General features: G+C 44.4%; 12 protein-coding genes. 5 read left to right on the top strand and 7 right to left on the bottom strand.

Annotated elements, in window-relative coordinates:
* Window positions 1-164 precede the first annotated feature (164 nt).
* The 5 genes from DQQ10_RS21680 to DQQ10_RS21660 all read left to right on the top strand — a co-directional run bounded on the left by DQQ10_RS21680 (window position 165) and on the right by DQQ10_RS21660 (window position 8,345).
* Window positions 165-2,777 carry a glycoside hydrolase family 3 C-terminal domain-containing protein gene (locus DQQ10_RS21680; RefSeq protein WP_221409771.1) on the top strand — a complete coding sequence of 871 codons (2,613 nt, stop codon included), beginning with the start codon at window positions 165-167 and terminating at the stop codon, window positions 2,775-2,777.
* Window positions 2,778-2,783: 6 nt separating this feature from the next.
* On the top strand, window positions 2,784-3,620 hold the full coding sequence (locus DQQ10_RS21675) for a fumarylacetoacetate hydrolase family protein (protein ID WP_112749024.1): 837 nt from the start codon (window positions 2,784-2,786) through the stop codon (window positions 3,618-3,620).
* A gap of 9 nt (window positions 3,621-3,629) precedes the next feature.
* Window positions 3,630-5,222 carry an aldehyde dehydrogenase (NADP(+)) gene (locus DQQ10_RS21670; RefSeq protein ID WP_112749023.1) on the top strand — a complete coding sequence of 531 codons (1,593 nt, stop codon included), beginning with the start codon at window positions 3,630-3,632 and terminating at the stop codon, window positions 5,220-5,222.
* An 80-nt stretch (window positions 5,223-5,302) separates the two neighbouring features.
* Window positions 5,303-7,015 carry an IlvD/Edd family dehydratase gene (locus DQQ10_RS21665; RefSeq protein ID WP_112749022.1) on the top strand — a complete coding sequence of 571 codons (1,713 nt, stop codon included), beginning with the start codon at window positions 5,303-5,305 and terminating at the stop codon, window positions 7,013-7,015.
* Between the two features lie 13 nt (window positions 7,016-7,028).
* Window positions 7,029-8,345: a gluconate:H+ symporter gene (locus tag DQQ10_RS21660; protein WP_112749021.1), complete on the top strand. Its 1,317-nt coding sequence runs from the start codon at window positions 7,029-7,031 to the stop codon at window positions 8,343-8,345.
* A gap of 37 nt (window positions 8,346-8,382) precedes the next feature.
* On the opposite strand, the gene DQQ10_RS21655 is transcribed toward DQQ10_RS21660, so the two are convergent.
* The 7 genes from DQQ10_RS21655 to DQQ10_RS21625 all read right to left on the bottom strand — a co-directional run bounded on the left by DQQ10_RS21655 (window position 8,383) and on the right by DQQ10_RS21625 (window position 19,942).
* Complete coding sequence (locus DQQ10_RS21655; protein ID WP_112749020.1) at window positions 8,383-9,666, bottom strand: mandelate racemase/muconate lactonizing enzyme family protein; 1,284 nt, start codon at window positions 9,664-9,666, stop codon at window positions 8,383-8,385.
* Window positions 9,667-9,687: 21 nt separating this feature from the next.
* A complete protein-coding gene (locus DQQ10_RS21650; protein WP_245970499.1) occupies window positions 9,688-10,599 on the bottom strand; it encodes an RraA family protein in 912 nt (303 codons plus the stop codon).
* Window positions 10,600-10,639: 40 nt separating this feature from the next.
* Entirely contained in the window at window positions 10,640-11,779 is a 1,140-nt protein-coding gene (locus DQQ10_RS21645; RefSeq protein ID WP_112749018.1) for a bile acid:sodium symporter family protein, read from the bottom strand.
* A 309-nt stretch (window positions 11,780-12,088) separates the two neighbouring features.
* Entirely contained in the window at window positions 12,089-13,105 is a 1,017-nt protein-coding gene (locus DQQ10_RS21640) for an SMP-30/gluconolactonase/LRE family protein (RefSeq protein ID WP_112749017.1), read from the bottom strand.
* 134 nt (window positions 13,106-13,239) lie between these two features.
* A complete protein-coding gene (locus DQQ10_RS21635) occupies window positions 13,240-14,787 on the bottom strand; it encodes a SusD/RagB family nutrient-binding outer membrane lipoprotein (RefSeq protein ID WP_112749016.1) in 1,548 nt (515 codons plus the stop codon).
* Between the two features lie 4 nt (window positions 14,788-14,791).
* On the bottom strand, window positions 14,792-18,052 hold the full coding sequence (locus DQQ10_RS21630; protein ID WP_112749015.1) for a SusC/RagA family TonB-linked outer membrane protein: 3,261 nt from the start codon (window positions 18,050-18,052) through the stop codon (window positions 14,792-14,794).
* A 315-nt stretch (window positions 18,053-18,367) separates the two neighbouring features.
* Window positions 18,368-19,942 (bottom strand): glycoside hydrolase family 43 protein, encoded by a 1,575-nt coding sequence (locus DQQ10_RS21625; protein ID WP_394341997.1) that lies wholly within the window; start codon window positions 19,940-19,942, stop codon window positions 18,368-18,370.
* Window positions 19,943-19,987 lie beyond the last annotated feature (45 nt).

Here is a 19,987-nt window from a genome sequence, read left to right as displayed (position 1 = left end):
AAAGGCCACACAACAAATCTTAAAAAAACATTGCGCTTAACAAGCATCCGTTGTCCGAAATTTTTAAAGTTTATTATCGAATGTGTTTAAAATTCAACGCTGGCGAATATTGGAAGTTTGCGCCCTGCTTAATTAACAGTTTGCATGACTAAGCCAGCCAACCTGTGAGTCGCCTCTATCAAAAGCACGCTGTTACTATAACACTCTTGTCATGCTTACTAGCGACAGACTGTAAACAGCCTGAATCGTCGGACCTCGTTCCTTTCAGAAATGTATCACTCTCTATTGACAAACGCGTTGATGATCTTGTATCTCGCTTAACACTCGAAGAAAAGATCAGTCAAATGATGAACGACGCACCTGCCATTGAACGCCTGGGGATACCACGCTATAATTGGTGGTCGGAAGGATTACATGGCGTAGCACGTGCAGGGCTAGCGACTGTTTTTCCGCAGGCAATCGGATTAGGCGCCACGTGGGATGACGACTTAATGAATCGTGTCTCCACGGCAATTGCCGACGAGGCCCGCGCAAAACATCATAACTTCGTTGAAAAAGATAAGCGGTTCATTTATCAAGGCCTCACACTGTGGTCGCCCAACATCAATCTGTTCAGGGACCCACGTTGGGGACGCGGTCAAGAAACGTATGGCGAGGATCCCTACCTGACAGGAACGTTAGCAACTGAATTCATTAAGGGTTTACAGGGCAATGACACTACCTATTTTAAAACGATCGCCACAGTAAAACATTTTGCAGTTCATAGTGGTCCTGAACCAGAACGTCATTCTTTCAACGCCACAACCAGTGAAGAAGATTTGCACGACACATACCTGCCGCATTTCGAGATGGCGATCAAAAATGGAAAGCCGTATTCCGTGATGTGTGCATACAACCGCTACAATGGCGAGGCCTGCTGTGGAAGTCCACGCCTGCTCAGCGATGTGCTCAGAAATGAATGGGGTTTTAATGGCTTTATTGTCTCAGACTGCGAAGCGATCACAGACATTTACAAATTTCATAAGATCGTTGAGACACCAGAAGAGGCTGCAAGCATTGCCGTGAAAGCGGGAACTGATCTTGAATGTGGGAAGGTATTTCAAACTTTGAAGGATGCAGTCAATAAAAACCTCATCAGCGAAGCTGACATCGACGTGGCCGTGAAGAGACTATTCACTGCACGCTTCAAGCTTGGTATGTTCGATCCAAAAGAAAAAGTAAAATTTGCGCAGATACCGTATGCTGTTGTAGATAGCAAAGAACATCAAAACCTAGCGGTTGAAGCGGCACGCAAATCGATCGTACTATTAAAAAACAAAGGTGGTATTCTGCCACTGAAAAAAAATCTCAGCACGATCGCCGTGATTGGTCCTAATGCCGATCAATGGCTCATGCTCCTGGGTAACTACAATGGCGTTCCGTCAAAAACGATCACACCCCTTGCTGGAATAAAACAAAAAGTATCCGCAAATACGAAAGTACTTTTCGCGCAAGGATCAGAGTTAGCGGAAGGTATGCCCATGTATTATCCGATCCCCAAGGAAGTCCTCCTAACAAGTGAAGGACAACCTGGAATTAAGGCTGAGTTTTTTGACAACAGCTCACTTACCGGACCGCCACTATTTTCTGAAATTACACCCACACTCGATGCGAATTGGTTTGATAAAGCGCCTCGCCAAGGAATGGATGATGATAATTTCAGCGTTCGTTGGAGCGGTGAAGTTAGACCTACACAATCAGGTACTTATCGCTTAGGGATTATATCAACCTGCAATACCAAGTTATATTTAAATGATAGTGTCATCGCTAAAACTGTTTATCACTTTCGCGACGAATACGGCGATCCAAGACTTCGTAAATCAATTCCCCTGAAGCTCGAGGCTGGGAAGAAATACAAAATTGTAGTTGAAGCCATCGAGACATTTGCCGATGCGCAAGTTCAACTTGTGTGGGCAGCGCCGAAGCCCGATCTAAAACAAAAGGCACTCGAAGTTGCACGACAAGCAGATGCTGTTGTGATGGTGATGGGACTAACCCCCAATATGGAGGGTGAAGAAATGGATGTGCAAATAGATGGATTTCGCGGAGGTGACAGGACTAGCATTGATCTTCCGGCGGCACAGCAAGAATTGATCAAAGAAATTCATGCACTTGGTAAGCCTGTGATACTGGTACTATTAAATGGCAGCGCGCTTTCCGTGAATTGGGAAGATGAACATTTAGACGGCATCATTGAAGCGTGGTACCCAGGGCAAGCTGCCGGCGAAGCAATCGCAGACGTATTGTTCGGTGATTATAATCCGGCAGGTAGGCTTCCTGTGACTTTCTACAAATCGACTTCGCAGCTTCCATCTTTTGATGACTACGAAATTACCACGCAAACCTACCGTTACTTCAAGGGAACGCCGCTCTATCCATTCGGCTACGGGCTAAGCTATACGAAGTTTGTTTACGATAAACTTGTTGTGCAAAAGATCGCCAACGACTCGCTTCGCATTACAGCAGCAATCACAAACACCGGAGATCGTGATGGAGAAGAAGTAGTTCAAGTATATGCTTCTCAAAAAAACAGCAACAGCAAGAAAACGCCCATTCGATCTTTGGTCGGATTCAAACGCATTCATTTGCGCGCAAGAGAATCGCTTAACATTGGTATGCAAATCAAGATACCGAAAGGTTTTTTGAACGCGTGCGAGATTTCTATTGGTGGTGGTCAACCGATAATGTCACCAGACGCAACGTCAAATTTTTTAACGACAACTTTTTCATTACAATAATTGAACATGAAGATATACAACACGAAACGCGGAATAGTAATCGAACATTTAAACGAATATTTTCTTTCACCAGAATCTGACTGGGATGTTTTTGTTAATCGGTCTGGCTTATTTCGGAAAGTGCTGGAAGAGATTCATACGCTTGATCCAGAACCATCTCTCTCGGGACAACCACGCAGGGACATACTGGCTCCTATTTCGAAACAAGAAGTGTGGGCTTCTGGTGTTACATACTTAAGAAGTCGCGAAGCAAGAATGGAAGAATCAAAAGACGCCGGTGGTGGAGATTTTTATGCTCGCGTGTATGAAGCGAAACGACCTGAGTTGTTTTTTAAAGCCGCGCCTCACCGCGTTATCGGAACGGGTGGAACTGTCCGGATAAGAAAAGACTCGAAGTGGAATGTACCAGAGCCAGAGCTTGTGCTGTTTATTTGTTCGTCGGGATCTATTGAAGGATATACGATAGGTAACGATATGTCATCGCGAGATATTGAAGGAGAAAATCCGCTATACCTGCCACAAGCAAAATGCTATGACGGATCCGCTGCCATTGGTCCGTGCTTATACGTTCCTGAGCAAGCGATTGATCCTAAGGCTATGATCCGTATTTCTATTGACCGCAGCCATGAATCAGTTTTCTATGGAGAAATATCGATCGATCGAATGAAACGCACGCAGACAGAATTAGCAGAATATCTTTTTCAAGAGCTAAGCTTTCCACATGGTGCTTTTCTCATGACAGGCACAGGCATTGTTCCACCGGACACCTTCACCTTACGAGAAGGCGATGTGATAAAAATCACGATTGAACATATTGGTACACTTGAAAACACAGTTGCATAACCACATATCATGATACAGATTGAAGGTAAACAGCTCATTGGTTTTACTGATCATGCCGAGGGTGCAAAAACATTGCGATCGACAAATGCATCAACAGGTGATAAACTTCAGTATACATTCTCCAAGGCAACACGCGATGAGGTAGCGTTGGCTTGTGAAAAAGCGGGCACTGCATTCCAAACGTACCGAAAGAAAACAGGGATAGAAAAAGCATATTTTCTCGAGACGATTGCAATGGAAATTGAAGAACTTGGTGAGCAGCTCATCGACATTTGTTCTCAAGAAACAGCGTTACCAAAAACTAGAATCGAGAGTGAAAGGAATCGCACCAAGAACCAATTATTGATGTTCGCGTCGATGCTTCGTGAAGGTTCTTGGTTAGATGCGCGAATAGAAACGGCAGACCCTCTCCGTAAACCGTTACCTAAACCGGACATGCGTTATCTTCATGTCGGTTTGGGGCCGGTTGTTGTTTTTGGAGCAAGTAATTTTCCGCTTGCATTTTCTGTAGCGGGAGGTGATACAGCCTCTGCACTCGCCGCAGGTTGTCCTGTTGTCTTTAAGGCACATTCGGCGCATCCTGCAACATCAGAACTTGTTGCCAAAGCGATTCTTTCGGCAGCAAAACAAACACAAATGCCCGACGGTGTTTTCTCACTCCTACATGGTGATGGAAATGTTGTCGGCATGCAGTTGGTGAAGCACAGCCAAATCAAAGCAGTAGGGCTAACCGGCTCATTCGCTGCAGGTAAAGCGCTCTTCGATGCGGCAGCACAACGCGAGCACCCCATTCCAGTATATGCCGAAATGGGTAGTACGAATCCTGTGTTCGTACTCCCGGGAGCATTGAGAAAAAATCCTGAAGAACTTGCAAAAGGTTTTGCTGCTTCGGTAACACTCGGTGTCGGCCAATTCTGTACGAACCCAGGAATGATGTTGTATCGAAAGGATACTTCATCTGAGATTTTCCTGCAGAATCTTAAAGCAGCATTCGAAAATACTTCGGGTGGTGCAATGTTAACGGATGGTATTTTCAACGCCTACACCACCGGTATCGCACGGCATCAGGCAATCGATCAAATAGATGTATTAGCGCAAGGAAAACGAACTGGCGAAAATAACAGCGCCCATCCAATGCTTTTCAAAACAACATCGCATGTATTATCTGATCACCCAGATTTAGCCGAAGAAATTTTTGGCCCTACCAGTATACTCGTTGAGATGCAAACTAAAGATGAGATGCTTTCGGCGGCGCGTAATCTTTCTGGTCATTTAACAGCGACCATTCACGGCACTGAAGAGGACTTGTTGGCGCACGAAGATCTGTTGGATATTTTGACACAAAAAGTTGGTAGGATTATCATTAACGGATTTCCCACGGGTGTAGAGGTTTGCAGCGCGATGGTACACGGTGGTCCTTTCCCTGCGACAACGGATGGTCGTAGTACTTCTGTGGGTACAGCATCTATCTTCCGTTTTACACGTGCTGTGTCGTTTCAAAATATGCCGCAGCAAATGTTGCCAGCAGAACTGAAAGACGAAAATCCACTCGCGATCTGGCGCCTCATCAACGGCGTGCGAACAAAAGAAGCAATCAAGTAAACGCAAATATTTAACGACAGCGTTAGTTTCCCCACCTAGCGCTAGCCCAAAAACAATTTACATCTCTAAGTATTTTGAATATGAAGTATAGAAGCGCCGAATGGTTTGGAAAAAAAGATAAGATGGGATTCATCTACAGAAGTTGGATGAAAAACCAAGGCTTTCCTGAAGATCTTTTTGATGGTCGTCCTGTGATTGGCATTTGCAATACATGGTCTGAGCTCACACCATGCAACGCACACCTTCGCGATATCGCGGAATATGTAAAGCGTGGAGTCTACGAAGCTGGTGGATTTCCACTCGAGTTTCCCATTATGTCGCTTGGAGAAACACTATTAAAACCAACCGCGATGTTGTTCCGCAATCTTGCGAGCATGGATGCTGAAGAATCTATTCGAGGTAATCCGCTCGACGGTGTGGTACTACTTACAGGATGTGATAAAACGACGCCCTCAACAATGATGGGCGCTGCCAGTGTAGACTTGCCAACACTCGTAGTCCCGGGAGGTCCGATGCTTAATGGCAAGCACCAAGGAAAAGATATTGGATCAGGCACGGTTGTTTGGAAATTTACTGACGATCTGAAGACCGGAAAGATGACCTATGATGAATTCTCTCACGCGGAGAGTTGTATGTCTCGTAGTCCAGGTCATTGCATGACGATGGGCACAGCGTCAACGATGGCTTGTATGGTCGAGTCGTTGGGAATGACCCTGCCAGGCGCTGCGGCTATTCCTGCGGTAGATTCACGCAAGAAAGTACTTGCTCAGCTATCGGGAAGACGAATCGTAGAAATGGTAAAAGAAGATCTTAAGATTTCAAAAATCTTAACACGTGAAGCTTTTGAAAACGCGATCAAGGTAAATGCCGCAGTCGGTGGTTCTTCAAACTTTATTATTCACCTCACGGCGATTGCAGGACGAATTGGCGTTGACCTCAATCTCGATGACTTTGACAAAATTGGAAGCCAAATTCCATTACTATTGAATCTGATGCCTTCTGGTAAATTCTTGATGGAGGATTTTTACTACGCGGGTGGTCTTCCGGTCATCATGAAAGAGCTAGCCGCTGTCTTGCATATGAACACCATGACAGTGAATGGAAAAACGCATGGAGAAAACATTCACAGTAAGGTGACTTGCTACAATAGCGACGTGATTGCGAGCTATGAAAATCCGATCATCAAAGAAGCAGGGATCGTTGTTGTTAAAGGAAATCTTGCGCTCAATGGGGCAGTCATTAAACCTTCTGCAGCAACACCTTCGCTGATGAAACATAAAGGACGCGCAGTGGTTTTCGAAAATATTGAAGACTACCATGAGCGGGTAGATGATCCCAACCTCGACATCGATGAAACGTGTGTCATGGTTTTGAAAAGTGTTGGTCCTGTTGGGTATCCAGGAATGCCTGAAGTTGGCAACATGCCACTACCAAAAAAAATACTCGACAAAGGAATTACTGACATGGTTCGCATCTCTGACGGACGCATGAGTGGAACAGCATACGGAACAGTAGTGCTTCACATATCACCCGAATCTGCTATCGGCGGAAACCTAGCATTGGTGGAAAATGGAGACATCATTGAGTTAGATGTTGAGGCACGTCTTATCCATCTCCACGTATCTGACGAAGAACTTGCAGTCCGGCGTACGCGTTGGAAAAAGCCCGATGCAATTGCGGATCGTGGTTATGTGAATTTATATGTGAATCATGTTCAGCAAGCAGATAAAGGTGCAGACCTCAATTTCCTGGTAGGTAAATCCGGATCAAAGGTAGCACGCGATTCCCACTGACGCTTCTATTGAGATGACATTTATACTTCTTGCAGCTTGTATTACTTGCCTTGTACTACTCATCACGTGGGTTAAGTTAAATCCGTTTCTAGCCTTTCTGATTGTTGGAACGCTCGCGGCATTGCTATTGGGAATGCCGCTTGATGATATCTCAAAATCGGTGAACAAAGGAATTGGAGACACCCTTGGATCACTTGTCATTGTCATAGCATTAGGCGCCATGCTTGGAAAGCTCGTTGCCGAAAGTGGCGCAGCACAGCGCATCACATTGACGATGCAACAATTCTTTGGCGCGCGTCATTTGGTGTGGGCAATGAGTTTAACAGGTTTTTTAGTCGGTATTCCGCTCTACTATAATGTTGGGTTCGTCTTGATGATCCCCATCATATTCTCTGTGGCCTATCAATACAAACTTCCATTAATCTATGTAGGGCTTCCGATGCTAGCATCGCTATCGGTGATGCATGGATTTCTTCCACCGCATCCTTCTCCACTTGCATTGGTAACACAATTCAATGCTGACATTACAACCACGTTTGGATATGGTATCATCATTGCAATTCCTGCAATCATTATCGCCGGTCCATTATTTGCGCGCACCGTAGCATCTATACAAACAAAACCACCAACGTTATCCCTATGCGCCGACAGACCACATGATACATTGCCGGGCACCGTTAACAGTCTCATTTCTTCACTGCTTCCAGTCGTACTCATTGGACTCACGACATTGCTGTCAAAAATTTTTGCAGGAAATCAACACGCGGAACAGGCACTTCTTTTTATTGCTGAGCCGAATCAAGCGATGTTACTAACCATCGTCATCGTTACGTACACGCTCGGCATTCGCACAGGAAAGAAATTATCGTCCATTATGATGATCTACGCTGAGGCCGTCAAGGACATTGCCATGATCCTCTTAATCATCGGAAGCGCTGGGATATTAAAACAAATTCTCTTCGACAGCGGCGTTAGCGATGAGATTGCAGATGCATTTAAATTGCTAGACTGGCCTCCACTCGTGCTCGCATGGGTTGTCACAGCCGTATTACGTTTGGCATTGGGATCGGCTACCATCGCAGGACTTACTGCTGCTGGTGTTGTTTACCCATTGACGCAACATATGAACATTGACCCCAACCTGCTGGTGCTTTCCATTGGTGCGGGAAGTTTATTTTGCTCACACGTGAACGACACAGCATTTTGGTTATTCAAAGAATACTTCGGACTCACCATCAAAGACACGTTTCGTTCCTGGACGATAATGGAAACCATCGTTTCGATCATCGGCCTCATTGGCGTATTAGCGCTAGATTACATCATACAATAGTGTGACGATCGCTTCGTCAAAGTTTACATGCATGCGCCTATTTAAAGAAGGGATAACCTGGTGCTGCATACTTTTTCATTCCTTCTTCATTAATATCCACGCCAATACCAGGTTTTTCTGAAAGCGTAATGAATCCGTTCTCAACCATGGTGCCATCGTAGGTTACAATGTCTTTATACATTGGATCGGTATGAAAATACATTTGCCACTCGAGGATCATAAAATTTGGAACGGACGCGCATACGTGGCAAGACGCCATCGCGCCTAGAAATGAAGCTACCATGTGCGGCGCAAAAGGGACATAATACAGGCTTGCGAGGTTGGCAATACGCTGTCCCTCTCCCAGCCCACCAGCTTTTTGAAGATCAGGCATAATGATGTCTACGGCGCCAAGCTCTAGCAATCGGCGAAAGCCATATGCCAGATACAAATTCTCGCCTGCACAGATCGGGGTCGTTGTCGAATCTGAAATGATTTTGTATGCCTCTGCATTTTCCGCAGGAATAGGTTCTTCCAGCCACATCAAATTAAGATGCTCAAGACGTTTTGCAATTTGCTGTCCTGTTACTGCATCGTATCGTCCGTGCATATCACAACAGATATCAATATCAGGACCTACTGCCTCGCGTGCCGCAGTTACCTGATCGACCATACGTTTTAATTCACCAGGACTTGCAGTCCAATTGTAGCTATCGTACTTGGTTGGATCATTTCGTTGATCAAGGTCGAACTTGATCGCTGTAAATCCCATCTTCTTTGCTTCAAGTGCTGACTTAGCAAAATCTGCCGGCGTTGGAAGATTTCTTTGATATAAGGCGGTGTCGCAATACACTCTTATTTTATCTCTAAACTTTCCGCCAAGCAACTGATATACCGGCACACCAAGTGCCTTCCCAGCAATGTCCCACAAAGCAGTTTCTATTGCAGAGAGTACAGCGATATACATCCCAGCCTGAGCTCCTTGAAAAATTCCAGACTTTCGCAGATCGTCAAATATTCGATGAACATTTAACGGATTTTTTCCCTTGAGACGAAACTCTAACGCCTTCACAAAATGATATGTGCCCGCGACAGCATCAACACCTTCACCACATCCATAGATGCCCTGATCGGTATGAATTTTTACAAAAAGACTACTGCCATATTTTATAAAAGCACAATGAACTTCTGTTATCTTTAAGTCAGCCGGTTTTGAGTTTGTATTACTTCTATCGACCGCCTGAATAAGACTGTTACCAAACGTTGTACTCAACGGTGCGAGCATAGCGCCTGCGGCCATAGCACTTTTAAAAAACGCGCGTCTAGATTTTGAACTTGACATCTTCGTATGATTTAGTTTTACCTACCAGGTTCGTTGCTTTAACAATTCTTGAATCTGCTCTTTGGGCACGGGAAGTTTTTCCGCATTGGATCGAAGCCATTGTAAAAAATCTTTTTCAATATCATCAGACCACCGTGTGTCAATTTGCCCAGGTGTATATTTCTGTTCACGAAGTCGCTGATGGCCGAACATATCACGAAGGCGAACCACTTCTGAAATCTTGACTACCTTTTCAGCCAAATGCGCTGGAATAAAAATCACACCGCCATTACGCCCAAGCACAACATCTCCTGGCATTACTGTCGCATTACCAATTCGCGTTGGCGTATTGATACCTACTAAAGTCGTATTCAATTGACCTTTTGGATCGTTGAGATGATGAGACGGATGATAGCTGCGAAAGAAGGAAGTAAAAGATCCGATCGCTTTCAATCCATTGATATCGCGCACGGCTCCGTTGTAGACAATACCGTTTCCTGTCTTGGTAAAAATTGAGTTTCCTAAATTATCCCCTATGGTTGGTCCATCTTCATGCGCGCCAAATTGATCAACGACATACACATCGCGTCTTGTTAGCAAATCGATTGGCCACGAGTTTTGAGACTTCACTCTTTTGTCGCGTGTATGTCCACGATCGTCAATCACGCGATGAATATCAGGGCGCCCCGGCATGAATGTGGCGGTCACTGCTCTACCGACCAATACGCTGTCAGGATTAATGGTCATCCAGTCACCATCAAATTGATGTTTAAAATTTTCGTTACGCAATACAGCCCATGCTTCTTCGAGCGTGACCTGTTTCATGCGATCAAGTATTGCGTCAGGAACTTTCGGTCTACCATCTGCAAAGCGTTCGCCATGCCACTCTGGTGTGAGAAAGATGAGCTCCTCTTTCGAGATCTGTTGCCCTACAGCGCAGATCGATTGTACCATGATCGTTATCACGGTTAACGATCTTTTTAATTCGAATATTCTATTCATGATTTCGAAGTGAGGTGATAGGTTCGTCGGCGTTGGGTGAATCGATACTTTCTTCGGCATTCTGCAACGGTCGCCCACGCCACCACAGCGCCAACGACGATCCCGTGATGTTCATGACGGGTGCAAATATTGCTGGTGCAAGTCCAACCGTCGACAATTTGCCCATGGCCAATGCCAGGCTTGATCCAAGTCCGGCGTTTTGTAAACCCACTTCAATGGCAATTGTACGACAGTCTTTTTCCTCCATACGCAACATGCGTGCAGACCAATAACCAAAAAAATAACCGCTGATATTATGAATGATCACCGCCAGAATTAAATAACCACCGACAACAAGTAACGAATCACGACCTGCTGCCGTAATGACGACGATGATCAGACCTATACCGATCATTGAAATGGCAGGCATAATGTTATCAAGTAATCTGGACCGACCATGGAAAAATCTATTGAAGACAAGACCCGCGCATACCGGCAGGATAACAATCTTCGTGATATCCCATACCATCGCCCAAAAATCTATGTGAACATATTCCCCAGCGAACAACTGCATAAATAGTGGTGTGACGAGTGGAGAGATGAATGTTGATATCGCCGTTAGCGTTACAGACAGCGCGAGATTTGCACGCGCTAAATAAGTCATCACGTTCGACGCTAGTCCGTTGGGACAACTTCCGATCAGAATAATTCCGGCTGCGACTTCATCATGAAATGAAAATAGACGTGTAATGAGAAATGCCACCAAGGGCATAATGAGGTAATGACAGCCAACGCCGGCAATCACCCCTTTCGGCATTTTCACAACGGCTAAAAAATCATCAATACTCAAACCAGTGCCCATACCGAACATGATTAATTGCATCAGTGGTACAATCAAGATCGATAACTTCACTTCGCCGACAGAAACAAAATATTGCGGATAGTACATCGCTAAACTCACTGCCGCGAGAATCATCACGGTAAATGAATAACCTTTCAACATTTCATAACGTCGCAGAAAAAAGGCAAGTGAAACAAAAAACATCATCAGCAACCACCCCGCATAAAGATGAGCATTCAACGACGTTGCCAGTATGAAACAGAGCGCAAAGAAGACACAGGCAATGATCAGTGAACGATTGAGCGTAGGCATGAATACTTCGGAATTAAATTTCTCCCATAAAAACGAAAGATCAATTAACAAGGAGCGATACCCGTTGAATAATCCGGTAAAAACGGAACTGAGTAGTCCGAGAACTACTCAAATTCCTTTTCTACCACAGTAACCCATTGGCGAAGAAACAAGATCAACACAGAGCGAATGTATTGACCGATTCGATCTACCATTGGAAGCATACTGGTTTCCCAAATCCGCGGTATGCTTATTTACTTGAAAGAACGATTGATCAAACCATTTATACTTCCATTAATGCACAGTGAAAGATTTTAAACAAAGACATGTTTACTCAAATTTTTCAATGCCCTTAACATTCATTTTCAATCCATTTACTTTGTCGATTGGCCCGGTTATGAATAATGTTTTCCCGTCGCTTCCACCAAAGACGTTGTTTGTAGCGCCGCCACCCGTAAATATTCTTACCAGCTCTTTACCCGACGGATCAAATACCACAACACCAAATCCATTGCTGATATAAATATTTCCACGTTCGTCCATCGACATACCATCACCACCCATGTCTGCGAACTTCTTCATATTGGAAAGAGTTCCGTCTGCGTTGATGTCGAAAACCCATGTACCGCCCATGTTATCGCCTGCCCATTTGTTCACATAAAGTTTTTTTCCATCCGCTGTTCCTACAACGCCATTGGGCCAAGCGTCAGCATCCCACCCTGCTTGTGTTGTCACACGTGTCAATTCATCAGCACCAGGCGCAAGAAAATAAACGTGACCTCCTTTACCTTCATCTGCCTGTTGCGAATAAGTGGGTGGCCAATTTGGATTATTCGATTTTCGTGGATCTTCATCGTTCCAATAACCACGCGGAAACATTGGATCTGTGATATACATGCCGCCGGTAACAGGATTAATCCAAACGTCGTTAGGTCCATTTAAAAGTTTGCCTTGGTAGTCTTCGATGAGAACCTGATGTGTGCCATTGGGCATAATCTTCCAGATCTCTCCGTGCATGTCTGCACATACAATCAGGTTACCATCCTTATCGAAAGCCATTCCATTGGCACGTCCTGTTTCTTCTAAGAACGGCGAGATTGTTCCGCTACTTGCTTCCCATTTGTATATGATATCATTGGGCTGATCGGTAAAGAAAACATTTCCATTTTTATCGACAGCAGGACCTTCCGTGAAGGAATATCCCGATCCAAAATTGACAAGCTGCGCATCAGTGGCAATTAGCCCTTGACTTACTTCTTCTTGACTTGAATCATCATCATCGGCGCAAGAGAGTATCAACAAGCAAAAAAATACAAACGCGATAGTGAAGAGGGTAGTTTTTTTCATAGCATCAGTGGTTAATGTAAAGACAAAGCAATCGTATAAGGACAGAGATTGTCCTTTGAAAAGGAAGAAGCAAAGGCAACTGAAAAAAATCAGTCGCCTTTTAACCAAACTTCAAAACCCAGAAGAGAGAAAATTTATTCGACATCCCAAAAAACACGAGATAACAAGTTATCACCACCAATGGCGCTCGCGCCTTCAGCATAACTATCGCCATTAGCCGATGCTTCCCGGTCAGGGTACGACATCCGTCTGGCAAAGCCGCCATTGAGTTTAGTATTAAACAGATTTGGACTTAGCTCTGGAAAACCACTTCGCCTAAAATTCGCATAGGCTTCTGTTCCGTTCCGTAAGTTAACCACCCAATATTCCGTGTTGATGAGTTCAAGCGCGTCGGTTTCGTTGTAAGCAACGCCGGGCTCCGCGAGATAATCTTCGATCTCATTTTGTGTGATAGGTTTTGTTTGAGGATACAATGTATATGTTTCCATATCAGCGATAATTGCATTCTCATAAAACTCCTGAGCGTCACCATCGATCCATCCCCGAAATGCGGCCTCTGCTAACAACAATGATGTTTGTGCATAGGTGACAAAAAATTCAGGCGCAGATGGCGAAGCGATGGTCCATATGTTCATTTGTGAATAATTCACACCTGCTCCTCTTGCGCCGCGGTATGGTAATGCGGGATTAACTAGATCGACACTGGTCACGCCAATTGGAACACCGAACTGATTTTCTAATTCTGTATCAGGGTCTGTGTCATTGACAACAGCGCCCGGATCGTCGAAGGTAGCGAGGATATATTTTGCTCTTGGATCGTTGGTTGCTTTCAATCGGTCGACGAAAGGCTCCGCTGCATAATTGAACTGAGAAAAATTTCGCAAGTTATTATTGTCAGCATGTACAGCGCCACTACCATACTTCACGTAGGCATTATCTGCATTGGACGTCATCACGCCACCTGCGATAGCTTCCTTCACAATACTTTCAGCCTTATCAGGATCCAGCTTCGAATAACGCATGCCTAATCTTAGTAAAAGTGAATTGCCAAGTTTTCTCCATTTTTCAATTTGTGCTGCTTCATCTGCTGCCGGATTTGGACTGTTTTTACCGTAAAACAAATCCTCCGGAACGAAGTCGGCTTCAGGATTAAAAGCTGCCATGGCTCCCTTTAACTCATTATACAAATGTTCATAAATTTCCGCGTCGTCGTCGTATGTAGGAAAGTATACAAAGTCCAATGCTTTACCGGCATCGAAGTAAGGAACATCGCCGTATTCATCGACGACACCCATAAAAACTTGTGCTTTCCATATTCGAATCATGCTCAACAAATTGACCCGGTTAGTTTCTTCACCCAAGAGATCTATTGCATGCACCAAGTTGCGAATGGCTGTGGGATACGACTGATCCCACTTGGGATTGTTAATTAAGTCGATGTCTTCATTGAAGTTGAAGCCAACATTTGCACCGGTATTGTACGGACAAACAAAGTGTTGAACGATCGTGTGTTCCGCCGTCCAAGTGCCCAAGTGCGTGCGTTGTGCACCCGCAAAAAGGAGCGCCGGATCTACATCTAAAACGGCGTATGGATTCGTGTTCACCTCGACGAAATCTTTGTCACACCCCGTGGTGAGTGAAAGTGCGAGGCCCAATATTATGCAGTTCTTTATGGTTTTCATGATATTAAAATCTAGCGTTTAAGGTAAGGTTGTAATTACGCGTGGTGGGTAGTGCTGCGTTTTCGTAACCAGCTCGGAAATCGCCGGATGACTGGACTGATTCAGGGTCTAGTCCAGGAAGGTCTTTATAGAGAATCGCTACATTGCGACAACCTGCCGTAAGTGTAAGTGCCTTGATAAAGTTCAAAGCTGAAACCTTTCGAAGTGCGGTTGTGAAGTTGTACGAAATGGAAATATTTCGAAGCTTAATAAAGTCTGACTTGAAGACAAAAGGGTCGCCAATTTGCTTATTGCGATAATCTGCATAGAACCCTTGAAGGTCTGTTACAGCAGTTGTGTTGGGCTCACCAGATGCCTCATACACGGCAGGGAAAACAATTCCATTCTCTCCCTCGCGACGTCCCTGCAAGGAGAGTTTCGAATGTCCTTGTCTTAGCATATTTAAATGCGTTGATGAAAGAACAGTACCTCCGAATTTATAATCGATGTGAATGCCGAGCGAAAGATTTTTATAGCGCAAAGTGTTATTCCAACCCCCTACGTGTTTAGGGATTGAACTACCAACCGGAAGAAACCCGTTTGTCTTTTCGGCACCCGGCGTAGATGGTGTAGTTTCCAACAATCGCCCATTAGCATCAACTACAACTTGTCCATTTGCATTGCGTCGGTATGTTCTTGTATATAGTTGATTCATCGCCAATCCCTCGGTGTATCGTAATTCGCCAAGGAACTCGTTTCCAGTACCGTTGAAGTACAGTACCAACATCGTACCGCTTTCGTTACCGACATCGAGCACCTCGGTTTTTAAGTAAGCATTATTCCAAGAGGTTGTCCATGAAAAATCTCGCCCTTGAATCGGTGTTGCTTCAATCAATGTTTCTAAACCACGATTTTGTAGAGAAGCCTTATTCTGTTTGGTGTTGTTGAAACCCGATGCACTTGAAATGGCTACTTCCAATATTTGGTCTGTGGTTACTTTATCAAAGGCACCAATATCGAGGAGCAATCTGTTGTTGAACAATCTCATCTCCACGCCAACTTCTTTCTCTACGACAGTGAACGGTCGCAGCAAAGGATTTGGCGCGAGTGTGCCTGACAAACCAGCTGTTGCCTGATTACTAAAGGGCGGATTAATAATATAGTTCAGTATACCGTCGTAGGGATTTACACCATTAGCGCTTCCAACTTTTGCCCATGAGGCTCGGAACTTACCATAAGACAACCAGTTTTGCTCTTCAAGTAATTCAGAGAAGATGAAACTACCAGACACCGAAGGATAGAACACACTGTTATCATCAGGGTTTAATACAGAGAACCAATCTTGTCGACCCGTAAAATTGATATACGCTAAACCGTTGTATCCAAATTCAGCCCAACCATAGAGCGAGTTGATGCGCGTTCTATTAAAGACGTATGGTGCATAGTTTTGAAGATTAACGTCGGGCTCATTAAGCCAGGTGATAGTACCATTCTTGAGTGTGTAAAGATCGGCTACTGTAAAACTTCTTGAATATTGCGAGTGCTGTTGGAATTTTGTTCGCCATGTGTTACCACCGACGCTAGCGTCGACCGAAAATTTTCCAAATTCTTTATTACCGCCAACGAGGAAGTCAGCATTGATGTCTTGTGTTTGGTCTTGTTGAATATCATAGCGTCCTCGGAACTTACCAAATTCATCAACAATTGATGGCGCTCCCGATCCATTGAGTTGATTCCACTCCATGAAGTTCGAACCGCGATCAAAATTATATCGCCCCTGAATGTATAACCATTCGGTTAGCTTATAGCGTAATGTCGCTGTTGCCAGCAAGCGGTTCCTATCATCATTGAAGAACTGACGTTTCTGAATAGGAAAATATGGATTATTAACAGTACCAAGGAAAGAGCTTGTGCGAAATTCAGCATCGGTATCCGGATTAATTGCGCTTTGCTCAAAAGCTATGAGTGGTGTCGATATCGACATACGGGTAAAGAAGTTGATGGCACCATCGCCTTGCGTTCCGATTTGAGGTGGGTTAATGTTTTGTTCTGCAGCATAATTTACATTAAGCTGCAGGCTCAACTTGCTGGTGAGATTGTGATTGATACCAACATTGAAAATGCGCTTCTTGTATTCGTTCATTGGAACGATACCTTTTGCATCAGTATTTGAAAATGATACGCGAAAACTCCCGTTGGCGCCGCTGCCTGAAATTCCTAACGTGTTCGTGAAGTTCGATCCGGTTTGCAAAAAATCGAAAAGTCTATCCTTATATGCAGAATAGGGTCGTTCTACACCATCGAAGTTCATGGTTAACTTACCGTCTAATCGTTCGCCAAAACCAAACTGACCATTAGACTGTGCGTCACCTAGTGTCTGAGGTCTCACACCGCCTCTTCCTGCGCCATATTCTGTTTGCGTGATCTCATCAAGAAAATTCAACGCATGAGAGCTGGTGTAACTCGATGTGAAATCTATTCCGATGCCTTGATCTTTGCCTCCTGACTTCGTTGTGATAATGATCGCACCATTCGCCGCGCGTGCACCATAGATGGCCGCCGCTGTTGACCCTTTTAGAACCGTCAAACTTTCAATGTCATCGGGATTTATGTTTTGTAAATTATCACCACGATCACGCTGATTTACCGCACCATTTCCGTTCGCACTTCTCGCACCTTGATCCATTGGTAAACCGTTGATCACAATGAGTGGCGCATTGTTGGCGCCCGCGAATGCAGCTTGTCCGCGCAAACGTATCTGCATACTTGCGCCCGCACCGGCTGCCGGTGGAGAAATATTCAAGCCCGCTACTTTACCCTCGAGCGACTCCATCACGTTCGTTGTTCTGTTATTGATCAGTTCATCTGTTTTTACTGATGTGACTGCATAGCCAAGTTTCTTTGACTCCTTTTGCACGCCTAACGCCGTAACAACAACTTCGTCTAATGACAACACATCAGCGTCAAGGGATACATTAATAACAGTCTGCCCATTTACACTAACTTCTTTTGTTTTGAAGCCAATGAAAGAAAATACCAGTACAGCATCGGCACTCACACCGGTTAATGAAAAGTTTCCTTCAGCGTCGGTGACCGTTCCGCCTGTAGAACCTCGAACAAGAACATTCACACCTGGCAAGGGTGTGCTGCTTTCATCCAACACTTGTCCAGTAATGGCTTGCTGTTGAATGTTGGTGATCATGACCCGTTCACCGCTCCCCGCCCACGCATCTTCGCATGCTAGAAAGAAAAGCATACTGATTAACAGTGCATAAAGTTTTCTCATAGAGTGTTTCGTTAGGTGATAATGCATTCACGTGACACTTTAGTTAAGTGTTCATGTGACAATTAAGTAATCGAAATTGGCTATTCGATCACCGAGGAACTTCCAATTAAAGCCGCCGAGGAATTTTGCACACGTTTGCACTATTAGAAACTCGACAACCTGACTGGATATCGCGTAAGGGCTATTGCTTAAAAATGATCTATGGGATTTGCTGAACAGCGTTGGTCAAGTATGCCCCAACAACCTATCGGATCAGGAAGCTGGAAATAACCTGAAACTGAAATCGATGCTTACAATTTCGACTGCAGCCAAAATTTATGGCTTCGTTGATGTGATTCGCTCCTCTATTCTGAAATAATCATAGTCGGCATATCCTCCGACATTTTTCGTTGCATAATTGAACAAACCAAAACGATAACCCATGAAATGCGGAAGGGTGTATTTCATTTTTATTTTTTCACCAATTGGATTCCAGTGCGTGCCATCAACACTATAGTAGAAATAAGCGTTGTCTGTCATCGACCTGAAATCACATTCTACTTTTAAGAAAACGATGTTCTCGTGCAATGGAATTCGCTGCAGCTCTTGCGGATTGTCAGACTCGGCACTGATCATGACAATAGATTTATCTTCATCACTCACCTTAACACCTATCAATCCGTATCGACGTTGAAGTAGCGACAAGCCTGCAAAATCTCCTGACTTCATTCCACTAACATCCAATTTGATTATACCTGAGCATTGCGGCCCAACGGTACGCTGTGTTAAGGTATTCCTCGCTTGTAAAAAGCTGCTGTCAATTCTTCCGGTTGTTAAACGAAGAAAGCCTTTGCGCGCAGACAATGACCAGCAACGATTGTCGGGATTATGATTCCATTGCCACACCAATGGAAGTGAATATTTTTTTTCTAACCTTTCGAACTCGTCGGAGTTGACGATTCCTGGAATCAAACTTTTGTTTGCTGATAGCGGAAGTACTTCAGGTACCTTTCCTTGAACACCGAGTACGGGCCATCCATCAATCCATTTTACAGGAACCAAATAAGGTATTCTTCCTACCGCACCATAATCTCTGAAAAGATATGCATACCAATTTCCATCTGGGGTATCAATCAGGCCTCCCTGCGCCACACCAAGATCCTGCAAGGATAAACGACCTTCATAAGGTCCGCTGATCTTATCTGCACGATGTACGACAACGGTGCGCATACCTCCTTTGGGCCAGGTGATATTAAAAAGATAATACTTGCCATTGATCTTAAACAGTTGTGAGCCTTCCGCTTTCAATCCGATGTCTACTCCAGCGGGAGCACTTGCATTTTCAATAATTACCTTTTCTGAGACATCTTGCTTCACACCAGATAAATCACTTTTCAGTTCAATCAACCTCAACGTGCCGGCACCATAGATCATGTATACTCTACCATCGTCGTCAAAGAAAAGAGAATGGTCGTGATACGCCGGACTGAAAGACAATTGTTTCCATGGCCCCCGCTCGATATCACGTGTTGAAAAAATATACGTCTTGCCTGTGGTTTGCGCGAATGTCGTAACGTAAAAAAATCCCTTGTGGAAACGGAGTGAACTTGCCCATGATCCTCTTCCATAGGTATTCTTCCCATGTTCGAGATTTAATTCAGCTGTACTTGCAAGTGTATCATACGCGTAGTTGATCAGTCGCCAATTGACAAGGTCATCTGACTTCATGATCGGCACACCAGGATTCATGTGCATTGTTGTGCTGCTCATGTAGTAGGTATTCTTTACGCGGATAATCGAAGCATCAGGAACATCAGCAAATATAATTGGATTGCGCGCCGCGATCGATTGGGCGTAAACTGGAACCGTTACAAACCATAATAAGACAATCACAATTTTCATTTTCAACATACAATCCATAAGCTGCATCATCAGTTTCGTTTATTATAAACATAC

The sequence above is a fragment of the Pseudochryseolinea flava genome (genome assembly GCF_003286915.1).
In the GTDB taxonomy this organism is placed as follows: domain Bacteria; phylum Bacteroidota; class Bacteroidia; order Cytophagales; family Cyclobacteriaceae; genus Ohtaekwangia; species Ohtaekwangia flava.
This window is presented reverse-complemented; position numbering and strand designations above follow the sequence as displayed.

Coding starts and splice junctions, on each gene's coding strand:
- DQQ10_RS21655 (WP_112749020.1), bottom strand. CDS start 9,666: ATGTCAAGTTCAAAATCTAGACGCGCGTTTTTTAAAAGTGCTATGGCC.
- DQQ10_RS21665 (WP_112749022.1), top strand. CDS start 5,303: ATGAAGTATAGAAGCGCCGAATGGTTTGGAAAAAAAGATAAGATGGGA.
- DQQ10_RS21645 (WP_112749018.1), bottom strand. CDS start 11,779: ATGCCTACGCTCAATCGTTCACTGATCATTGCCTGTGTCTTCTTTGCG.
- DQQ10_RS21625 (WP_394341997.1), bottom strand. CDS start 19,942: ATGTTGAAAATGAAAATTGTGATTGTCTTATTATGGTTTGTAACGGTT.
- DQQ10_RS21640 (WP_112749017.1), bottom strand. CDS start 13,105: ATGAAAAAAACTACCCTCTTCACTATCGCGTTTGTATTTTTTTGCTTG.
- DQQ10_RS21635 (WP_112749016.1), bottom strand. CDS start 14,787: ATGAAAACCATAAAGAACTGCATAATATTGGGCCTCGCACTTTCACTC.
- DQQ10_RS21675 (WP_112749024.1), top strand. CDS start 2,784: ATGAAGATATACAACACGAAACGCGGAATAGTAATCGAACATTTAAAC.
- DQQ10_RS21630 (WP_112749015.1), bottom strand. CDS start 18,052: ATGAGAAAACTTTATGCACTGTTAATCAGTATGCTTTTCTTTCTAGCA.
- DQQ10_RS21660 (WP_112749021.1), top strand. CDS start 7,029: ATGACATTTATACTTCTTGCAGCTTGTATTACTTGCCTTGTACTACTC.
- DQQ10_RS21670 (WP_112749023.1), top strand. CDS start 3,630: ATGATACAGATTGAAGGTAAACAGCTCATTGGTTTTACTGATCATGCC.
- DQQ10_RS21650 (WP_245970499.1), bottom strand. CDS start 10,599: ATGGTACAATCGATCTGCGCTGTAGGGCAACAGATCTCGAAAGAGGAG.